21 protein-coding genes are annotated in these 17,962 nt (G+C 44.7%); 13 read left to right on the top strand and 8 right to left on the bottom strand.

Features of this window, described 5'->3' with window-relative positions:
- Window positions 1-9: 9 nt before the first annotated feature.
- The 10 genes from JFU01_RS04335 (at window position 10) to JFU01_RS04290 (ending at window position 9,108) form a co-directional block, all read left to right on the top strand.
- Window positions 10-951, top strand: coding sequence for an ABC transporter ATP-binding protein (locus JFU01_RS04335; RefSeq protein WP_195855759.1), 942 nt, complete (start codon window positions 10-12; stop codon window positions 949-951).
- A 14-nt stretch (window positions 952-965) separates the two neighbouring features.
- Window positions 966-1,706, top strand: a complete 741-nt coding sequence (locus tag JFU01_RS04330; RefSeq protein WP_195855760.1) for an ABC transporter permease — start codon at window positions 966-968, stop codon at window positions 1,704-1,706.
- 2 nt (window positions 1,707-1,708) lie between these two features.
- Window positions 1,709-2,659 carry an ABC transporter permease gene (locus JFU01_RS04325; RefSeq protein WP_195855761.1) on the top strand — a complete coding sequence of 317 codons (951 nt, stop codon included), beginning with the start codon at window positions 1,709-1,711 and terminating at the stop codon, window positions 2,657-2,659.
- A gap of 74 nt (window positions 2,660-2,733) precedes the next feature.
- A complete protein-coding gene (locus tag JFU01_RS04320) occupies window positions 2,734-3,174 on the top strand; it encodes a WapI family immunity protein (protein WP_195855762.1) in 441 nt (146 codons plus the stop codon).
- Between the two features lie 98 nt (window positions 3,175-3,272).
- Window positions 3,273-3,653, top strand: coding sequence for a YbgA family protein (locus JFU01_RS04315; protein WP_195855763.1), 381 nt, complete (start codon window positions 3,273-3,275; stop codon window positions 3,651-3,653).
- Window positions 3,654-3,799: 146 nt separating this feature from the next.
- Window positions 3,800-4,441 carry a response regulator transcription factor gene (locus JFU01_RS04310; RefSeq protein ID WP_195855764.1) on the top strand — a complete coding sequence of 214 codons (642 nt, stop codon included), beginning with the start codon at window positions 3,800-3,802 and terminating at the stop codon, window positions 4,439-4,441.
- Window positions 4,438-5,277: a sensor histidine kinase gene (locus JFU01_RS04305; RefSeq protein ID WP_195855765.1), complete on the top strand. Its 840-nt coding sequence runs from the start codon at window positions 4,438-4,440 to the stop codon at window positions 5,275-5,277. The genes JFU01_RS04310 and JFU01_RS04305 overlap by 4 nt, the downstream gene beginning before the upstream one ends.
- A 97-nt stretch (window positions 5,278-5,374) precedes the next feature.
- Window positions 5,375-6,055, top strand: coding sequence for an ABC transporter ATP-binding protein (locus JFU01_RS04300; protein WP_195855766.1), 681 nt, complete (start codon window positions 5,375-5,377; stop codon window positions 6,053-6,055).
- The gene (locus tag JFU01_RS04295) at window positions 6,048-8,483 is read left to right on the top strand and encodes an ABC transporter permease (RefSeq protein ID WP_195855767.1); all 2,436 of its coding nucleotides are present in this window, start codon (window positions 6,048-6,050) and stop codon (window positions 8,481-8,483) included. The genes JFU01_RS04300 and JFU01_RS04295 overlap by 8 nt, the downstream gene beginning before the upstream one ends.
- A gap of 202 nt (window positions 8,484-8,685) precedes the next feature.
- Window positions 8,686-9,108 carry a hypothetical protein gene (locus tag JFU01_RS04290; protein WP_195855768.1) on the top strand — a complete coding sequence of 141 codons (423 nt, stop codon included), beginning with the start codon at window positions 8,686-8,688 and terminating at the stop codon, window positions 9,106-9,108.
- A gap of 75 nt (window positions 9,109-9,183) precedes the next feature.
- Here the strand turns inward: JFU01_RS04290 and JFU01_RS04285 are convergent, their stop codons facing one another.
- The 4 genes from JFU01_RS04285 to JFU01_RS04270 form a co-directional block, all read right to left on the bottom strand.
- Entirely contained in the window at window positions 9,184-10,401 is a 1,218-nt protein-coding gene (locus tag JFU01_RS04285) for a PAS domain-containing protein (RefSeq protein ID WP_195855769.1), read from the bottom strand.
- 22 nt (window positions 10,402-10,423) lie between these two features.
- Complete coding sequence (locus JFU01_RS04280; protein ID WP_195855770.1) at window positions 10,424-11,140, bottom strand: ABC transporter ATP-binding protein; 717 nt, start codon at window positions 11,138-11,140, stop codon at window positions 10,424-10,426.
- Between the two features lie 63 nt (window positions 11,141-11,203).
- Window positions 11,204-12,193: a FecCD family ABC transporter permease gene (locus JFU01_RS04275; protein WP_198434188.1), complete on the bottom strand. Its 990-nt coding sequence runs from the start codon at window positions 12,191-12,193 to the stop codon at window positions 11,204-11,206.
- A gap of 1 nt (window position 12,194) precedes the next feature.
- Window positions 12,195-13,229: an ABC transporter substrate-binding protein gene (locus tag JFU01_RS04270; RefSeq protein WP_195855772.1), complete on the bottom strand. Its 1,035-nt coding sequence runs from the start codon at window positions 13,227-13,229 to the stop codon at window positions 12,195-12,197.
- A 275-nt stretch (window positions 13,230-13,504) separates the two neighbouring features.
- Here JFU01_RS04270 and JFU01_RS04265 point away from each other — a divergent pair, with 275 nt between their 5' ends.
- Entirely contained in the window at window positions 13,505-13,777 is a 273-nt protein-coding gene (locus JFU01_RS04265; RefSeq protein ID WP_198434193.1) for a hypothetical protein, read from the top strand.
- Window positions 13,778-13,815: 38 nt separating this feature from the next.
- Here the strand turns inward: JFU01_RS04265 and JFU01_RS04260 are convergent, their stop codons facing one another.
- On the bottom strand, window positions 13,816-14,361 hold the full coding sequence (locus JFU01_RS04260) for a DNA-3-methyladenine glycosylase I (RefSeq protein ID WP_195855773.1): 546 nt from the start codon (window positions 14,359-14,361) through the stop codon (window positions 13,816-13,818).
- The gene (locus JFU01_RS04255; RefSeq protein WP_195855774.1) at window positions 14,330-14,896 is read right to left on the bottom strand and encodes a methylated-DNA--[protein]-cysteine S-methyltransferase; all 567 of its coding nucleotides are present in this window, start codon (window positions 14,894-14,896) and stop codon (window positions 14,330-14,332) included. Before JFU01_RS04255 ends, JFU01_RS04260 begins: the two co-directional genes overlap by 32 nt.
- Before the next feature lie 197 nt (window positions 14,897-15,093).
- Between JFU01_RS04255 and JFU01_RS04250 the strand changes: the two genes are divergently transcribed.
- Both JFU01_RS04250 and JFU01_RS04245 read left to right on the top strand, forming a co-directional pair.
- Window positions 15,094-15,384 (top strand): hypothetical protein, encoded by a 291-nt coding sequence (locus JFU01_RS04250; protein WP_111852389.1) that lies wholly within the window; start codon window positions 15,094-15,096, stop codon window positions 15,382-15,384.
- A 206-nt stretch (window positions 15,385-15,590) separates the two neighbouring features.
- The gene (locus JFU01_RS04245; RefSeq protein WP_195855775.1) at window positions 15,591-16,328 is read left to right on the top strand and encodes a serine aminopeptidase domain-containing protein; all 738 of its coding nucleotides are present in this window, start codon (window positions 15,591-15,593) and stop codon (window positions 16,326-16,328) included.
- Between the two features lie 67 nt (window positions 16,329-16,395).
- Here JFU01_RS04245 and JFU01_RS04240 read toward each other — a convergent pair whose 3' ends face one another.
- Together JFU01_RS04240 and JFU01_RS04235 are read right to left on the bottom strand one after the other, a co-directional pair.
- Window positions 16,396-16,590: a PTS ascorbate transporter subunit IIC gene (locus JFU01_RS04240; protein ID WP_060777595.1), complete on the bottom strand. Its 195-nt coding sequence runs from the start codon at window positions 16,588-16,590 to the stop codon at window positions 16,396-16,398.
- Window positions 16,590-17,588 (bottom strand): SPFH domain-containing protein, encoded by a 999-nt coding sequence (locus JFU01_RS04235; protein WP_198434191.1) that lies wholly within the window; start codon window positions 17,586-17,588, stop codon window positions 16,590-16,592. Before JFU01_RS04235 ends, JFU01_RS04240 begins: the two co-directional genes overlap by 1 nt.
- Window positions 17,589-17,962: the final 374 nt, after the last annotated feature.

The raw sequence follows: 17,962 nt of genomic DNA, 5'->3' as shown, positions 1-17,962 counted from the left end.
GACGAAACTATGGAGAATATATTAACCGTCAAAGACCTATCGAAAACCTATAAAAACGGGAGAAAAGCCCTAGACCATCTGAATTTTCAGGTGAAAAAGGGTGAAATCCTGGGCTTTTTAGGCCCCAATGGTGCGGGGAAAAGTACCACTATTAATATTTTATCCACGCTGTTAAGGGCGGATGAAGGCAAGTTGACCTACTTTGGTGATGAGAGCTTATCCCTTAAGGCCATCAAACAAGAACTCGGCATTGTGCCGCAAGAACTGGCTATTTATGAAGATATTTCTGCCTTTCAGAATGTGAAATTCTTTGCTTCTCTCTATGGCATCAAGAAAGCTGAAATGAAGGACAAGGTGGACAATGCACTCAGAAAGGTCGGTCTTGAAGAGAGAAAGTATGATAAAGCCGCTACTTTTTCGGGTGGGATGAAACGACGGTTAAACATTGCCTGTGCCATTGCCCATGATCCACAATTAATTATTTTTGATGAACCCACGGTGGGAATTGACCCTCAGTCTCGAAACCACATCCTCGACTCCATCAAGTCCTTGCGGGATGAAGGAGCCACGATTATCTATACCACCCATTACATGGAGGAAGTCCAGCAAATTTGTGACCGGGTCATCATTATGGACGGGGGAGTAGTTTTGTTAAATGATCGTTTGGATAATATCCTGGATGATTACAGCGATTCCACTTATCAAATTAGCCTCGACCAGCCTATTTCTCAAGATTTATTGGACAAGGTCCGTCAGCTCCCTCATGTGCTGACGGCTGATCAAGACAGTAATTTGCGTTTGAATCTCAATATGGAGGCTTCAGACTCTTCATTAAATGCTATCTTGTCGCTTTTGCTGCAATCCCACATTGATATTAACGCTATCCAAACCAAGAAGAAGAACCTAGAGGATGTTTTCTTAAGTTTAACTGGGAAGACCTTAAGGGACTAAAAGGGGGGCTGCTTATGTTGACCATCATGAAACAAGATCTGATGAATCTCTTTAAAAATAAGCCGATTATGACCTATCTTTTACTCTATCCGCTGCTCTTAATTACTGTGACAGGCTTTGTGTTTTCTTCGCTTTTTAGCGATGACTTACTCACGGCCCATGATTATTATGGCGTCACTATGATGATCTATTTATCCATGGCCACGGTGATTATCCTGCCCGAGCTCTTGTTTGGTCACCAGGTCAAGTATGCCAATTATCGGATTGTCTATGCGCCCATAGCCAGGTATAAGGTTTACCTTTCTAAATTAATCGTGGCTATTCTGGTTTCCTATACTATTCTAGCCAGCTATATCTTGGTTTTTAATAGGATTGGATTGGTTAACTATGGGGGAAGGTATGTGGGTGATATCTTATTACTTGATTTAAGCTTGGTTATTTTTTCGATCAGCTTTGGGGGAGCTTTTTGCCTCTTACTAAAAAGTGAAGATCTGGCCACTAAGATTCTAAATTTAGTGATTAACCTTTTTGCGATTCTGTCGGGTTTATTCTTTCCCATGTCTATCTTTGGCAAGCGGGCTAGTCAAATCGCTAGCCTGTCACCGATTGGGCAAGTGATGAAGAGCTTTTTTGAGATCATTTACGATGACAATGCTCATTCTCTTTTAACGACCATGATGACCTTATGGTTAGCGTCACTAGGCTTTTTAATCATTATTCACTTAAAGTATCACCCCGAGGATTTTGGAGAATAAAAATGAAATTTATCATTCTAAACAATAATTTAAAGCGACTATTTCAAGCAAAATCTTATCTCTGGCTGTCTATTTTGATTGTTTTTGTAACGGTTGGCGCCAGTGCTTTTGTCCTTACCATGGATCCTCCTAAGCCCATAATAGGAGTCGATTCAAGTGCCAGTGACTTGTTAGCCATGGATAATGATGATTTAACTCTTGAAGAACTGTCAGGAGAGAAGCAGAACTATAGTCAGTTAATTACTGGTCAATATGACGCCTACATCAGTAAGGACGAAGGTAAATACCATGTGACCACGGTAAGAAATGCTGCTTTAGGGGAAGGCTTAAGTCAATGGCTCAATGAGGGAAAAATTCCCAGTCAACCTGCGTCGAGTGATGATCATTTTAAAGTGATTCTCAGCCTTTTAGCCATGAGCTCAATGATCCTCTCCTTAATTCTTTATCGCTTTTATTTTGATGACCGTCAGGGGATTGATCAACGGATTTATTCCAGCGGGCTTTCGACCCTTTCCTACCTTTCCCAGCAAGTGCTTTTTACTTTCTTGTTGCTGTTTACCATTAATGCCTTAGCGTGTGGTATCGTCTTACCTTGCTTTGACCTGGACCTATCTGGGGGCCTTTTCTTAGACTTATTTATAGTTGAATTATTTGCGGCCAATTTTGGCATGGTCTTATCGAGTCTGACCCAGAAAAATCAAGGAGCACTCCTAGTTGGTACCATGTTATCGGTTTTGACTATGCTGCTTTCGGGGGCCCTATTAGCTGTAAAGGAAGACTCTTTACAAGAACAGATCCAGCCTATTTTCCCGCAATTCTACATCGCCAAATTAGGCTCAGCCTTGGATGGTCAAGTAGAAGCATTGAGTCAATCTCTAGGGGTTCTTTTACTATATAGTTTGGCCTTCTTTGTAATCGCGCTGTTGATGCAAAAGCGAAGGATAGTCGATTGATGTAGAGCGCCGGATTTTCCCGTTTTTTGGGAGTTTGTTACAATAAGTCTAGAAATATTTATAAAGGGGATTCGATGACTGGCATAGTTTTTACTGATGAAGATAAGCGGTTAACTGTCGATATTCTTGGTTATGAATTCAAAGATCTATCTGAAAGTGATGATGTTTTTGATCGGAATTGGTTAAAAGTAGGGTTTAGCTATTCGGATTCAGTCAAGTCCTTTAAACAAGTGGATCCTTGCCTATTAAGTTTTGAACTGGGAGAAATCATTGAAAGTATCCATTCGCTGATATTGGGGAAGAAAACGGCTGTCTTGAAGAAATTTACAGAGCCCTATCTGACCCTGGCTATTACGCAAATCGATCATTCCTATACTTTCCAAATAAGCTTTGTCTATGACACTAAGGATAATGATTGGAAAGAAGTCTGCCTGTGTCAAACATTGAATTGTGAAGAGCTTAAGCAGTTGAACCTTCAACTAAAGGATTTCTTTCAAAGATATCCAGTAAGGTAAGAGTGTCATAAATTGCTTTAAAGGAGAAAAAGTTCCAATATGTTTGTATGGAAGAAAGCTGATGAAGTTATGATTAAGCTGTAATTAGGAGGTAGGAAATGACCAAACAAGTCCGGGCTTGCCAAGAACTTTGGGCGCAAAATAAATACCTGGTATTGAGTAAGTCGCAAAAGATTTACCTAAGAATTCGGGAGTATTTAAAAACAGAAGCCCCTGAATTAGCCGTGCTAGAAGCTTACATCGACCAAGCTCAGGCCATGCCCGAAGACCGGGGTCAAGTGATCAATGCCTACCAGCATGTCTGGGGCTACTTTAAAAATAGGGCGACCGACCAAGAGAAGGCTGATTTTATAAAGCTCTTGTCGGCATACCAAAAGGGCGAGGCTAGTCAAGAGGACTTGGCTCAGGCTGTGAAAGACTTACTGGATATTTATCCTAATACTTACTTGGAAAGATCTAGCTTATTAGATAAAAGTTAACGAATGGATTTCAAATCGATTTTAGAAATTTTGAAAGCTCCTGCATGGGAGCTTTTTTAGCGCTTACATGATACTTGCAGCCTACTATTTATCAGGATATAGTGAAGATAATAGATGACTACATTGATAAGTGAAGGAGTTTTAACATGAATTCCCTACTTTTAGTGGAAGATAATCCCATGATTGGCCAAGAGATTGTCGACTTTTTGACCAAGCATGGCTTTGATGTCCAGCTGGCGAAAAATTTTGCTGAAGGGCGAGCGGCTTCTAAGCAGGCTTATGATCTGGCTATCCTGGATTTAAATTTGCCGGATGGGAATGGTTTTGATCTTTTGGCGCTCTTTTTACAGAACCATATCCAAGTGATTATTACTACTGTGGTTGCTGATGTGGATTTTATTGCGGAGGCTCTCGATGCGGGGGCGTCGGACTATCTCACCAAACCCTTTAATCTGAATATCCTGCGGGCCCGGATTGCGGCTTGTTTGAGGGACTTTGGACCTATGGAAATGGACAGCGATATAGTCCTTAAAGAAGACCAGGGGATGATTTGTTACCAGGGGCAGGAGGTTGCTTTGACGGCTTTGGAATATCGTCTTTTGGCCCACTTTATCAGACACCGGGGCCAGCTTCTGACTCGAGACCAATTGCTGGAACGTTTCTGGGATGCCCGGCAGGCCTATGTGAATGACAATACCCTGACCGCCACGATTAAGCGGATCCGCGACAAGACCTCCAAAGACCTGATTGAAACCGTCCGCGGCATCGGTTACCGGTTGAAGCTATGATTTATGTATTGTGGCTTCTAAGCATACTTGTTGTGGTCTGCTGGTTGAAGTTCCGCCAGCGCCGACGGATTCAAGAGCTGACAGACCTGATCGACCAACTCTACCAGAAAGATTATCAGATCCCCATGAAGCAGGATGATTTCTCCCAGTTGGAAGACCAGATCTATAAGTTATTTATTGAGCTCGTTGAAGAAAAGGAAAAGGTTCATCAACTTTCCCAAGATCAGAGTCAGAATATCGAAGACATTGCCCACCAGATTAAGACGCCGATTACGGGCATGCTCTTTGCCTTGGAAAATGATAAGACGGATCCGGCGACTTTCTCCCAGCAATTAAACCGGCTCAACGACTTGTCCAATGCGCTCTTGAAGTTGGCCAGTCTGGATAATAACCTTGAGGGCTTCAAGTTATCGCCAGTTCACTTGAGGGAAGTAGTAGACTATGCTCTGGATATCTTGAGTGATGAGATTGATGACCGAGGAATTGTTGTCGATATCAATATAGGGGAGGCGGTTATGCTTGGCCACTTCAACTGGCTGAGTGAGGCTGTCATTAATATCCTAAAGAATGCCGTCAACCAGGAAGGCACACGTCGAATCTGGCTAAGGGCTAGGGAAAATCCTATTTATTTGGAATTGTCTATCCAAGATGATGGAGGAGGGATTGCTGAAGGCAAGCAAAAGAAGATTTTCCGGCGTTTCTATAAGGATCCTGATTCTAAGGGCTTTGGGATTGGCCTCGCTATGGCCAAGCGCATTGTCGAGAAACACCAGGGGCAAATTAGCTGCCGAAATACCGAACACGGGGCAGAATTTATCCTGCAATTCTATAAGTGAGAGGGAAGTAATCGCGGAGATAATTTTTTCTCTTTTTAGCCGCTTTGTCACCGACTTGTCACCTTCGTCCGCTATAGTCAGACTAGGAGGAGATCTTATGGAAATACTTCGCGTTGAGAATTTGACTAAGATTTATGGCCAAGGAGAAAAGCAAGTGCGGGCTGTCGATGGGGTGAATCTGTCCGTCAACAGGGGAGAGCTTATCGCCATTGTCGGGCCGAGTGGGTCGGGTAAGTCTACCCTACTCCATATGCTTGGCGGAGTGGACCGGCCTAATGAGGGGAAGATACTCATTGAAGGGTCCGATATTGCCAGCTATTCGTCTAAGGAAATGGCCTTGTTCCGGCGGCGCAAGGTGGGGCTGATCTACCAGTTCTACAATCTCATCCCCAATCTGACCGTGGCACACAATATTAAACTGCCCTTGAAGTTAGATGGCCGCCAGGTGGATGACGCCTTCTTTAATGACCTGGTGACTAAGCTGGGCTTATCTGATAAGTTGCAGGCCTTTCCCAGTGAGCTATCGGGAGGTCAGGAGCAGCGTGTGGCCGTGGCCCGCAGCCTGATCTACCGGCCTTCGATCATCTTAGCGGATGAACCGACCGGGAACCTGGACCGGAAGAACTCTCAGGAGATCATTGACCTCTTGAAGTACTTCAACCAGACCCTCAAGCAGACTATCCTGATCATCACCCATGATGAAAAACTGGCCCTTCAGACCCAGCGGATTATCACCATGGTCGACGGGGCTATCGTAGGAGATGAGCCCAATGAATAAGAAGAATTTACCGATTTTCATTTCACTCCTGATTGTTAGCCTCTTTTTCACAGTAATTTTTTACTATGGCTATACCAATATTTCGTCAAGTAACCGCCAGCTGAAGGCAACGAATTTCTACGATGCCCGCTTGTCAGAAGACCTGTCCCAGGAAGAGATCGCTAAACTCAACCAAATGGAAGCGATTGACCTGGCGGGTGGGACTTCTGCCAGAGCCCACAGTGCTAAATACAAGGACCATCTCATTTCTATGGTGGGACAGGATGTTCAGGTCAAGCAGATGCGAGAAGAGTCTTATTTGTTGGCTGGGCGCTTTCCTGAGTCGGCGGATGAAATTGTCCTGAATGAATCTCTAGTTAAGCAGGAAGACCTCTCCCTAGGCGATGAGCTAGCCATCGAGCTAGGGGAGCGCCAGGTGGACGGGAAGACGATCGATGCCCGGTCGACCTATACCGCTGAAGAAAGCTTTGAAACCACAGAAAGGCGCCACTATACCCTAGTTGGTGTCTACAAAGATTTCTATAATGAGAATTTAAAAATCAATTACGGCATGCCTCTGGTGGATGACGACGAAGTATTGATCCCTTTGATCAATTTTCATGACTTCAAGGCAGCCTATGCCCAGAGCGAGGCTATCCAAGATGAGATTCAAGATCTGCTAGGAAAAGAAGTGGAATTGGACTTTAATGACTCCCTGGTCCGCTACTACGGCCTGGATGTCAGCCAGAGTAAAAACCTGATGACCAAGCTGGTAAATGCCCTTTCCCTCCTCTTATGTATGGGAATCTTTGTTTTCTTTATCAAAAATATCTTCTGGGTTTGGGGTCTGCAGAAGATTCGCGAGCTCTCCATGTATAAATCCATCGGGTCGACGAACTTTCAAATTTATCTCTTATTGGTGAAAGGGGCAGTCACAGTCTCCGTCCTGCCCGTTTTAATCGGTCATGTCCTAGGCTTCTTCCTTATTCGTTATCTCTTTGAAGTCGCCAATAGTGGCAAAGCTGAAGTGGTTTTCTTTAACCAGGTTCACTTTAACTGGATCTTGTCTCTGGTCATTATCCTGGTGGCCCTAGCGGTTGTCCTAGTCGCGGTCATCTATCCGGCGCGCAAGATCGCGAAGATCGATATTATTGAAGGACTCAAGGGAAATTTTAGCCTGTCTAAGAAGAAGGGCAAGAAGCGAAGTTCCAAACTCTGGAAAGAACTTCGGCTGAATAATATGGCCAGTATCAAGTCCCAGCGCTATATCTCAGCTATTGGCATCCTGATTGTGGTCATCTTCTGTATTGTCTATGCCATTGCCGACTACAATCGAGACTTCTATGCCTTTGATGATGGCTATGATCTCACGGTCCACTACTACAATGACACCGGTGAATTACCCCCTATCCTGCCAGAAATTCTTGCTGACTATGAGGGGGAGGGCTATATTTCTAAGGAAAAGAACCTAGCCATTGAACCTAACTTAGAGCTATCCCAAACCGCCCAATCACTGGGACTGGATGAGCAATTGGAGCAAATGATGGCTGACACCAAGCCCCAATACATCAGGGGAATTCTGGTCGCCCTCAAAAATGACGACCTCCAGAAACTGGGTGGCAGCCCAGGGGAATTTACCCTCTACAACCAGGTCCAAGCAGATCCCAACGAGCCCCTTGCTCAGGCTGAAAAAGTGCCGTATTTTGATCATCCTGATCAATTAGAGGTTAGTATTAATGAGAAGCGGCGCAGCCTTCCCATTGCGCAGACCATTGATGATCTTGGCCCCTACCAAACTCGGATCCTGCCCTTTAATGTTATGATCTATACGGATTTTGAGACTTATCAAGAGCTGATGGAAGCGGCTCAAGACGATAAAAACTTCAATTACCCCTTCGAATTGAAGCTGAAACTTCCCGAAGGACAAGCTGGCCGGGCAAAGGAGGAAATCACTAGTCGCATCGAAAATACCATAACTTATAATGAAAGTTTCAAGGTCTTCACAGATGAGGAGATCCAGGCCGAACAGTTTACAGATATTCAAAGCTTCAAGCTGATCATCTATGGGATTGCGGCCATCATCTTCCTGATGAATATCACCAACGGCTATTCCTCCATCAACCTCAGCCTGATGAACCGGCGCAAAGAAATCGGGACCCTCTATTCGATTGGGATGGATATCCAAGACTTGAGAAATCATTTCAGTCGCGAATTTCTCTTTGAACAAGGGAAGTCCTTCCTCTTGTCTGTCTTGATTACTTTAGGGATTATGCTAGGGATTGCCGGGCTATTCAAGAGTGTTGATATGAAGTCCTTAATCTTATACTTCCCCTACCTAGTCTTTCTAGGCTTCTCACTCTTAGTTTATGGCTTGAACTTGCTCATTTACTGGACAGGTCTCAGTGCTATTCTAAACCATGAACCGATTGATTTGATCCGAGGAATATAATAAAGATTGAATAAAAAGTAACCGACTTTTTGAGCCTGTTTTTAGGAGGTGAAAAGTCGGTTTTTTTATTGAGGAGAAAGACGCAATGAGTGGGCATGGTACTTTGCTGGTTTATTTTCTCATGGTAAGCTAAAAGCGTAAATTGTAACTCGTGGGGAAGTGACTAGTGTCTCCCACTATTCCGTTAAGGAGGTTACTGATCATGAAATCATTGAAAGAATTAGAAGAAGCTCAACAGGCCGCCCAAGAAGTGTTGATTCATTTAGATAAGGGAATTGAACTGCTCCAATCGGCCTCCAAATGGGGGATGTGGGATTTACTGGGTGGGGACTTTCTGCCTAGTTTGATCAAGCGGCGAAAAATTCAGGCGGCAAACCAAGAAATTGAGGCTCTTGGTCAATCTTTAAGATTTTTAAACCAAGAGTTAGCAGATGTCAGCATGGCTTTGCCCCAAGGAATGGCTGATGGGCTCAAAGATAACTTCTTTGATACCTGGTTTGACAATGTTTTTACGGATGCACGGGTCCAATCAGATATTAAAGACCAGCTCCAAGCCCTACAAAGGATGCGTCGGTCGATCAATCAATTAAAGACAAAATTGGACCGGCAGATTAAAGAATATTAGCCAAGTAAAAAAGACGAACAGTCGTGTTTTCACGAGTTAACTGTTCGTCTTTTTATATCTTTTAATTGATTTTACCTAGGCCTGGTACTGTCCTCTCGCTTTCGGCCAGATCGCTTCTTGACCGGGTTTATCCACCAATTTCTTACCCCAAGTCTCCAGGACTTGGTTGACGTAGGGAAGGATATTATGACAGTATTCCACACAGCCAAGGTAGTGGCCGTCTGCGTCATAGATTCCCTTAAAGGTACAGATAATCCATTCACCTGGAGATGTGGAAGAAATAAAGAACTTTTCGTTAGTCTTCTCTTTAGATTTAAGAGCAGCTAGGATATCTTTGATGGTTTCATGTTCCGTTTGGGGGTAGTTATAGTTTATATCTAGCCCCACTGAGCTGACGGTTTTAGGGTTCAACATTTCATCGACGTCGTTCTTATAATTGAAATAAAGCAGGCGGTCATCCTGGTCATAGTAGGCTACTTCTACAGGGATCTGTTTTAAGAAATGGTTCAAGTGAGAAACCGTGAGAAGGCCGCGGTCTAAGCAGACATAGTCTTGGCCACTGGCTGGATCTTTAGCCTCGATTGCTTGGTCGAGCCAGTGGTTATCAGGATAGACTTGACTTTCTAGCCGGTGGGGAGCTTGGGATCCCTGGGTCCAGTCGTCGAACTTCTTATCGACAAAGCGGGATGAGCGACTGTCTAAGATCACCTGTGGCTTAGACTTGGGATCAGCAGCCTCGTCATCGACCATCTCCTGGCCGGTCATCTGGCAGTAATACTCCAAAATCGGCAGGTTGTCTTGCACCCATTCCATGGTGCCTTCATAGCTCCCATCAGGATTATAGAAGGCCCGGTGGTTATGGGTGACGAAACGCTCGGTCTCACTCCAATTCGACCGCAAAACCACCCGGGGAACTTGGTGAGTCCGCATTTCATAGATGAGTTTGGCGACACTCTCAGCCACTCTTTCGGGGTGGATGTTGAAGAGGGCTTCGCCGACTGCTTCAGGGTTACGTTTGGCGACCATGTCTTCTTTGGGCTTGTGGCGGTTGTAGAAGAGGTATTGGTTATTGGCGTCGCAAGTGGTCACCTCATGGTCAATATTGGCTAAGAGCTGGTTAATTTGATCAACGCTTAATACGCCACAGTCGAGCTTAACTGCATCACTAGCACGAGCCGCCTGGGTTTTCTCGGCAGCGACTTCTACCCAGTTATCGAGAGAACGGTCGATGTCAGTGATGGGGCTTTTCATGGGGTGTTCTACTTTAAGATCTTCAAGGTCTGTATATTTCAATGCTTGGCCTTCCTTTCATGGCTTAATAAAAGTCTAAAACAAAGTGACCTTTTGGGTGATGGAGACGGTCGGAATGGACTTGGTAGGTTTCTTCAATGATGGATTCGCTGAGGATCTCTGCGGGTTTTCCGCCGGCGACTAATTCACCTTCTGAGAGCAGGTAGGCATAATCGCAGTAGCGCAAGACCTGGTTGAGGTCGTGGAGGATCATAACCACAGTGAGACCTTGGTCTTCATTGAGTTGACGAATCAGATTCAGAAAGTGAATTTGATTGCGGATATCCAGGTAGGTCGTCGGTTCATCGAGAAAGAGGAGGTCAGGCTCTTGGGCCAGGGCGAGGGCCAGCCAGACTAATTGTCGCTGGCCGCCCGAGAGTTCCTGGAGTTGTTTATCGCGGTAGTCACTTAAGCCCACCATGTCAAGGACTTGGTCGACAATATCTTGGTCGGTCTTTGAGGATGAGGTCAACCAGGACTGGTAGGGGCTCCTTCCCAGGCTAACAATATCCCTAACCGAAAGCAAGAGCTGGTTGCGGTGGCTTTGTTGGACTACGGCAATCTTTTTGGCCCGTTCCTTTAAGGTGATAGCATGTAAGTTCTGTCCTTCAAAAATGACCTGGCCGTTTGCTAGAGTCTTACGGCCATTCAAGCAGTCAAAGAGGGTGGTCTTGCCCGACCCGTTAGGACCGATTAATCCGGTAACACTTCCTGCTTGAATAGATAGAGAGATATGACTCAAGTGAAAGTCTGACTGCCTTCCATAAGAATAGCTGATATCTTTGGCTGTTAATAAGATGGTCGATCACCTCCGAGTTGATTGGCGGTAAAGCAGGTAGAGGAAGAAAGGTCCTCCAATTAAGGACATGGTGGTCCCAATAGGAATTTCCAAAGGAGCGATGACCGTTCGTGATAGGGTATCAGCCAGAATAAGTAAAATCGCCCCCAGGATTCCGGTAAAGGGGATCAGCCGACTATGCTTGCCACCAACCAATAGACGGGCAACGTGGGGAATGATTAATCCCACGAAGCCGATCATACCCACAAAGGAAACCGTGATGGCAGCTAGGTAAACACCCACCAGAGCCACCATCAAGGCAATGACCTTGGGTGGATAGCCCAGGGAATGGATCAGTCCATCCTCTAATTGCAGTAAATCCATCTTGGGATGGATGAAGAAGAGACAGAGATAAGCCGGTAGGGCATAGAGGAAGAGCAAGAGAATATCTTGCCAACTATGGCCACTGAGATTACCATTTAGCCAGAGGATGGCCCCGTGGAGGCGGTCACTATTCATGGTAACGATCACGCTTTGCAAGCCGCCCAATACTGAGCGGATGGCTAGACCCGTCAGTACAATCCGTACCGAAGAATAACTTGACTGAAAGGCTAAGAGCCCCACCAGGAGAAAGGCTCCCACCCCGCCGACAAAGGCGAAAAGGGGAACCATGGCGGTCTGCTCCGGAAAGAGGATCAAAATCACCACTGCTAGTAGGCTAGCTCCCGCGTTAATCCCTAGAATATTGCTATCGGTTATCGGATTTTTGAGGACGCTCTGGATCAGTAGTCCGGAAAGGCCTAGGTTTAGTCCTGCTAAAAGGGTAATCACGATCCGGGGGTAGCGGATACTCCAGAGAATCTGCCCCCGCTTAGTGGCTTGACCGGTGAAACTTGATAAGATGTCTTCCAGATTGACGGGTATACTCCCTAGTCGCATGCCGATCAGGGCAAAGATTGCCAGCACCACCAGCAAAAACAGAAAGAGCAGCCAGCGACTTCTGCTTTGTTTGATCACACTAATTTTCTCCTAATAGAGCTTTCTTAACGAGGGCCAGGTCATCTGCTAGGCCTAAGCCACCATTGATACTAATATCATTGGAGGTTAGGGAGATAATGTGGTCATTCTTACCTGCCTTGGTTTCTTGCCAGATTGGTTTTTGTAATTCTGCTTCGATTTGCTCTTGGGAAGTGTTTTCGTCAGCGGTCCCCTTGTTCTTTAAGTTAAAGACATTGGAGAGTGAATAGCTGATAATATAGTCTGGATCAGCATCAATAATGGCTTCTGAGCTGAAGTTGACTAGACTACCGTCAGTAATCACATCACTGCCTGCTTCCAGAGATTCATCAGCAATGTTTTTCATGCCTAATTTTTCTAAAATTGAAGCTAGATAGCTATCATCAGAAGCTACAGAACTGCCTTCTTCGGAGTTAAAGATAATGACGAAGGTCTTTCCGTTCAGGTCTTCGGTACCTTTTAAGACCTCTTCTTCTTTGGCGTTGATGTCATCGACAATGCTTTGGGCCTTATCTTGGCGACCGGCTAATTTCCCAATGTCTAGGAGGGTTTGTTTGACGTCGTTATAGCGAGTATAGTCAAAGTAAACCGGTTCAACCCCAGCGCCTTCTACTTGTTGGCGAGTCATGGCTTCCAGTTTCTTATTGTTCAAGTAGTAATCAGCTTCAGTAGCTGCTAGGGTTTCTAAATCGATCTTGGGACCGCTACCCACTTTAGGGAGGTCACGATAGTCTTCAGGTAATTGATCGGGAGCGTGCGAGGTGACGCCGACTAGGGGAATCTCTAAAGCATCGGTCATTTCAGCTAGGGATAGGGTTCCTGCAACGAGGGCTGGTTGTTCTTCGCTCCAGTCAGATTTTTTAACAGAGTCTTTTTCTTCTTTGGGAGCCTCTGCTTGGGACTCTTGGCTAGCCACTTCTTCGTTCTGGTTAGAGGAAGCGGCTTGGTCGTCATTACCATTGCCATCGTTTGAACAAGCGGCTAAAAGCGCCAAGGATGTAAGGGCAGTCAAGGTTATCTGTAATTTTTTTCTCATTTAACAATCTCCTATCTCAAATATTTATTATTTATATATTATTTTATCATGAAGTATACATACAATGTAAGCCTTATCAAAAGTTGAGCGATATAAAAGTCCTATATTGTTCGCTATTTAACAAAATTGCTTGGAGTTGCATACTAGGATTCTTTTTGAAAAAGGGGTTAAATTGGGAAAAAAGAGTGTCGCTTATATTTGACAAGTCAATTATTTGTGACTATACTGATATTTAAAGATGAAATATGACTGATTGAATAGGGAGATGATCAAAAATGGAAATTATCACCACGAAACTTATTGCAATTATTGTCATCCTAGTATTGCTCGCTGGCCTTACGGTTTACGTGATCCGTAAAGCTAAAAAGCCTACTTCATCCCATGACCATAAGGCTAAGCACAAGGAAAAAGAAGCCGATGACCATATTGGTGTGGGGATTGCCCTGGGATTATTCGTAGGGGCTTGCTTCGGGGTGCTTTTCGATAATATGCCTTTGGGGATTGGCATTGGCCTATGCATCGGTACCGCTATTGGGGTGAATTATTAAGCTTTCAGTTTTTAGCTTGGTATGAGCTCTTCCACTATTTAGATCTCATCTCGATAGAGGAAGCAATCCTTCTCGTGGGAATAAATGATTCCGCAGGCTTGGAGATAGGAGTAGATAATGGTGGGCCCGACAAAGGCCATCCCCCTCTTTTTGAGGTCTTTAGCAATAGCTTGGGATAAGGGGCTAGTGGTTTTCCCTAATTCTACCTGCCTTTCGCCTTGGGTAAAGCGGCATAAATAAGCGTAAAAGGAGCCGTATTCCTCCTGGATATTTTGAAAGACTTGGGCATTTTGAATACTGGCTCGAATTTTGGCTTGGTGGCGGATGATTTTCTCGTTAGCTAGTAATTCTTGCACTTTATCCTCACCGTATTGGGTCACCTTATTGACATCGAAATGGTCGTAGGCCTGGCGGAAGGCTGATCTCTTGTTTAAAACGGTTTCCCAGGAAAGTCCGGCTTGAAAGGATTCTAAAATCAGCATTTCAAAGAGATAATCATCCTGGAAGTTAGCCAGACCCCATTCCCGGTCATGGTAGTTGACGTATAAGGGATTAGCTAAATTGCACCAGTGGCAGCGTTGCATTAGTCTGACCTCCTTTGGGCCAGGTAAATTGACGCATATCCTGGCCTTCTAACTTGAGCAGTTGGTATTTATTCTCTAAGCCACCAGCATAGCCGGTGAGTTTCCTATCCTTGCCCACTACCCGGTGACAGGGAATGATGAGACAAATCGGGTTCCAACCGACCGCGCCACCCACCGCTTGGGCCGACATGCTAGTGATGTGACGTTTTTCAGCGATTCTATCGGCAATTTCCTGGTAGGTCATGACTTGGCCGTAGGGAATGCTTAGCATGATTTCCGCTACCTCTTGACGGAAGGAGGTAGGGTCTTGGAGCCGGAATTTAGGGCTAAATTGAGGTTTTTCTCCAGCAAAATAAGCATCTAACCAGGCGATACTTTCTTGGAAGGGTTGGCTGGTCTTTTTAGCGTTTTCTTGCTTCAGTCTGCTAGCATCCTTTGCCCCCGCAAAATAAAGCCCCGTCAAGGCTTGACCATCACTACTTAAGATAATATCATCGAAAGCTTTAGGGGTGGAATAAGTCCAAGTGAAAAACAAAGTGTGCCCTCCTTTTTTGTGGGAAAATGGTTATCAATCGATCAGTCTTATTGTAACATGTTGCTTTTGGAGAGCCGTGTCCGGTCCAATAATGATTGTTTCTTTATCCTTGACAAAGGCTGTTTATATTCGTTTTTTGTTATAATAGAAGTAGATAGATAAGTAAAGCTTAACTACTAAAAGCAGGAGTGAGTCTTATGAAAAACGGTTTATTTATTCGCTTAGTCGCTTATTTTATTAGTAGCTTTTTTACCTTTGTCGTCTATTTCTTATTGACGGATTATTTTGGGATTGAACTCACTCAATTTCCCGGTCTTTTATTGGGGGTCTACTTAGCCCTGGCTTGGTTCCTCTTTCCGAAAGTCGTATTAACTCTCCCATACGATTCTGAGGCGGGCTATATGGTTACCAGTAAGATTCTCTATCCAATCTATTTCTTAATTAGTCCAATCTTATTCTTATATTGGCACTTTAAACGGGTGCTTTAGAGCTGTAGATTTAGGAAGCATTGGTTCACGAATTAGGAAAAATAATAAAATCCGCCTAGTTTTTACCACTGGGCGGATTTTTCAAGTTCACTTCAATAATCAAAAGGGGCTGAGCCGGGGAAGACTACTTTGCCCAACAGACATGGTAAACTATTTTGGAGAAAGATTCGTTCAGATGCTTAAAAAATAGAAAGGAATGGGAGTATATGGAAGGCGCCTTTACTGTGAATTTTATCCAGATTGCGGGGGTACCTCTGGTGGAGATCTATTCACAAGAACAAGAGTCTAAAGATATCGTGATTGGCTACCATGGTTATCAATTGAATAAGGAAGCCTTGATTAAACAAGGATTGATCTACGCTGCCAGCGGTTTCCATGTCTTCTTGCCAGATGCGCCCCTCCACGGTGACCGCCAAGTTGATCCCTTCCCCGAGACTTCTATTAAGATTATGCCCGGAATTATCGTGCAGAGTTTTACCGAGTTTCCCCGTTTACTGACTGCGATTCAAGAACGGCAGGCGGTTGACCGGGTCTTTGTCTATGGGGCCTCTATGGGTGGCATTATGGCTGCCATGATCGGGACGGCATACGCGGAGCGATTAAGTGGGTTAGCTATTCACATTGCTGGGATTAATTTAGAGGACCAGCTACAAAGAATTTACGGGGACCGCTATCCCGAGGAGTTGGATTCAGAAGCTTTAGACATTATCTTAAAGAACAGCCCAAGTGCTCATCCGGACAAATTTTTAAGCCAGCCGGTCTATGTTTACAATGGGGGCGCTGACGATGCTGAAATCTTGGAATTCAACCAGCGCGATATTCAACAGTTAAGGGCTGACTTTCCCCAAGCCCGCTTGGAATGGACGGTTTTAGATGAAGTCGGCCACCGGGTCCCGAGTCAAATCAGCCGGCAAACGGCAGCATTCTTTAGATCTAGCCGATAAATTTATTAGCCAAAAAGCAAAAAAGAAGCACAGTTCCTTGATAAGGAGAGCTGTGCTTCTTTTGCTTTTATTCAATATCCAAATCGATGCGGTCGTTCATGGTTTCGCTAACATATTTGCCATCTTTCTTACGTTGCTTGACACATTCGGTAAGCAGGTATTCGATTTGCCCGTTAAGGGAGCGGAAGTCATCCTCGGCCCAGGCAGCTAATTGCTCATAGAGCTTTTGCGAGATGCGGAGCGGGACCTGTTTCTTAGCCATTAGTAAAGACTTCCCGAGTTCACGATGGGGGAGACTTCGCTATTGCCACAGAGCACGACTAAGAGGTTGGAAACCATGGCTGCCTTGCGTTCCTCATCTAAGTCGACGACTTGCTTGTCTTCAAGCTTGTCCAGAGCCATCTCTACCATGCCAACTGCGCCATCAACGATCATAGCCCGGGCGTCAATGAGGGCAGAAGCTTGTTGACGTTGTAGCATGGCTGCGGCGATTTCAGGCGCATAGGAGAGATGGGTGATGCGGGCTTCGACAATTTCCAGCCCGGCAAAGTCCACCCGATTTTGGATTTCTTCCTTAATTCTAAGGGCAACAATTTCACTCGACCCACGTAGGGACCCGTCATCGGGTTCACCATCTCCGGTGGTATCAATTTCAAATTGTGGATTCACATCATAGGGATATTGGCGAATAATGTTACGAAGGGCAGAATCGGTTTGTAAGGACAGGTATTCTTTATAATTGTCAACATTGAAAACGGCCTTAGCGGTGTCACTCACCCGCCAAATGACTGCAATGCCAATTTCAACCGGGTTGCCCAAGTAGTCATTAATTTTTTGCTTACTGTTATTTAAGGTCATGGCCTTGAGGGAGATTTTCTTGCTAGGGCCAAGCGAAATTTCCATTCCATTTTGATCTTTGGCCGACTTCTTTTCGGCTTTTCGGACGTCTCCACTTTGACCGAGATAGGTGCCGGCCGCAGGATTGATGGCTTGGCAGAAGGGGTTAACAAAGTAAAAACCTTCGCCCTTAAGGGTACCAATATATCTACCAAAAAGGGTCAAAACTAATGATTCTTGTGGGCTTAACACTTTAAGTCCAAAGAGAATTAACCAGGCTAAGGCCAGGTAGGCAAACGCTAGTAGGTTCACTAGGGGGTGTACTTGGAGGATCAGGAGGATGGCAGCGAGGACAAAACCGATAATATAAGTGATCAGTACGGTCATCCCGTTTTTCTTACCTGTTAAAACAGTTTCCGTAATGCCAGTATCTAGTTTTTCATCTGTATTGGCCATGGAAATCTTCCTTTCTAATAAGACCAGTGACGATTAGCCCCTGATAGGTAAATGACCAGGTTGACCGGCTGAGAATGAATGGCCATTGCTATCCTAGGGCTAAAAAGAACTTTTTACCTTTCGACTCAGCTTTTAAGTGCCTATCTATTTGATATCTTTATGATATCACTTTGAAACGGGATAGGCAAGAAAAGAACGATTAAATCCAAAAAATACCGTTAATAAGATTTGTGAGTTAATTTAAAAGTTGTTTTAGGGCTAGTTTTTAGGGATAAATTAGTATATGATGGTAAAAATTTAGCTTTACAAGCAATTGCAAGATGAGCGTTTTTTTACAAGCG

This window comes from Aerococcus sp. Group 2 (genome assembly GCF_905125285.1).
GTDB classification, from domain to species: Bacteria; Bacillota; Bacilli; order Lactobacillales; family Aerococcaceae; genus Aerococcus; species Aerococcus urinae_E.
This window is presented reverse-complemented; position numbering and strand designations above follow the sequence as displayed.

Coding starts and splice junctions, on each gene's coding strand:
- JFU01_RS04270 (WP_195855772.1), bottom strand. CDS start 13,229: ATGAGAAAAAAATTACAGATAACCTTGACTGCCCTTACATCCTTGGCG.
- JFU01_RS04310 (WP_195855764.1), top strand. CDS start 3,800: ATGAATTCCCTACTTTTAGTGGAAGATAATCCCATGATTGGCCAAGAG.
- JFU01_RS04305 (WP_195855765.1), top strand. CDS start 4,438: ATGATTTATGTATTGTGGCTTCTAAGCATACTTGTTGTGGTCTGCTGG.
- JFU01_RS04265 (WP_198434193.1), top strand. CDS start 13,505: ATGGAAATTATCACCACGAAACTTATTGCAATTATTGTCATCCTAGTA.
- JFU01_RS04330 (WP_195855760.1), top strand. CDS start 966: ATGTTGACCATCATGAAACAAGATCTGATGAATCTCTTTAAAAATAAG.
- JFU01_RS04290 (WP_195855768.1), top strand. CDS start 8,686: ATGAAATCATTGAAAGAATTAGAAGAAGCTCAACAGGCCGCCCAAGAA.
- JFU01_RS04250 (WP_111852389.1), top strand. CDS start 15,094: ATGAAAAACGGTTTATTTATTCGCTTAGTCGCTTATTTTATTAGTAGC.
- JFU01_RS04240 (WP_060777595.1), bottom strand. CDS start 16,590: ATGGCTAAGAAACAGGTCCCGCTCCGCATCTCGCAAAAGCTCTATGAG.
- JFU01_RS04245 (WP_195855775.1), top strand. CDS start 15,591: ATGGAAGGCGCCTTTACTGTGAATTTTATCCAGATTGCGGGGGTACCT.
- JFU01_RS04325 (WP_195855761.1), top strand. CDS start 1,709: ATGAAATTTATCATTCTAAACAATAATTTAAAGCGACTATTTCAAGCA.
- JFU01_RS04295 (WP_195855767.1), top strand. CDS start 6,048: ATGAATAAGAAGAATTTACCGATTTTCATTTCACTCCTGATTGTTAGC.
- JFU01_RS04315 (WP_195855763.1), top strand. CDS start 3,273: ATGACCAAACAAGTCCGGGCTTGCCAAGAACTTTGGGCGCAAAATAAA.
- JFU01_RS04260 (WP_195855773.1), bottom strand. CDS start 14,361: ATGCAACGCTGCCACTGGTGCAATTTAGCTAATCCCTTATACGTCAAC.
- JFU01_RS04335 (WP_195855759.1), top strand. CDS start 10: ATGGAGAATATATTAACCGTCAAAGACCTATCGAAAACCTATAAAAAC.
- JFU01_RS04320 (WP_195855762.1), top strand. CDS start 2,734: ATGACTGGCATAGTTTTTACTGATGAAGATAAGCGGTTAACTGTCGAT.
- JFU01_RS04300 (WP_195855766.1), top strand. CDS start 5,375: ATGGAAATACTTCGCGTTGAGAATTTGACTAAGATTTATGGCCAAGGA.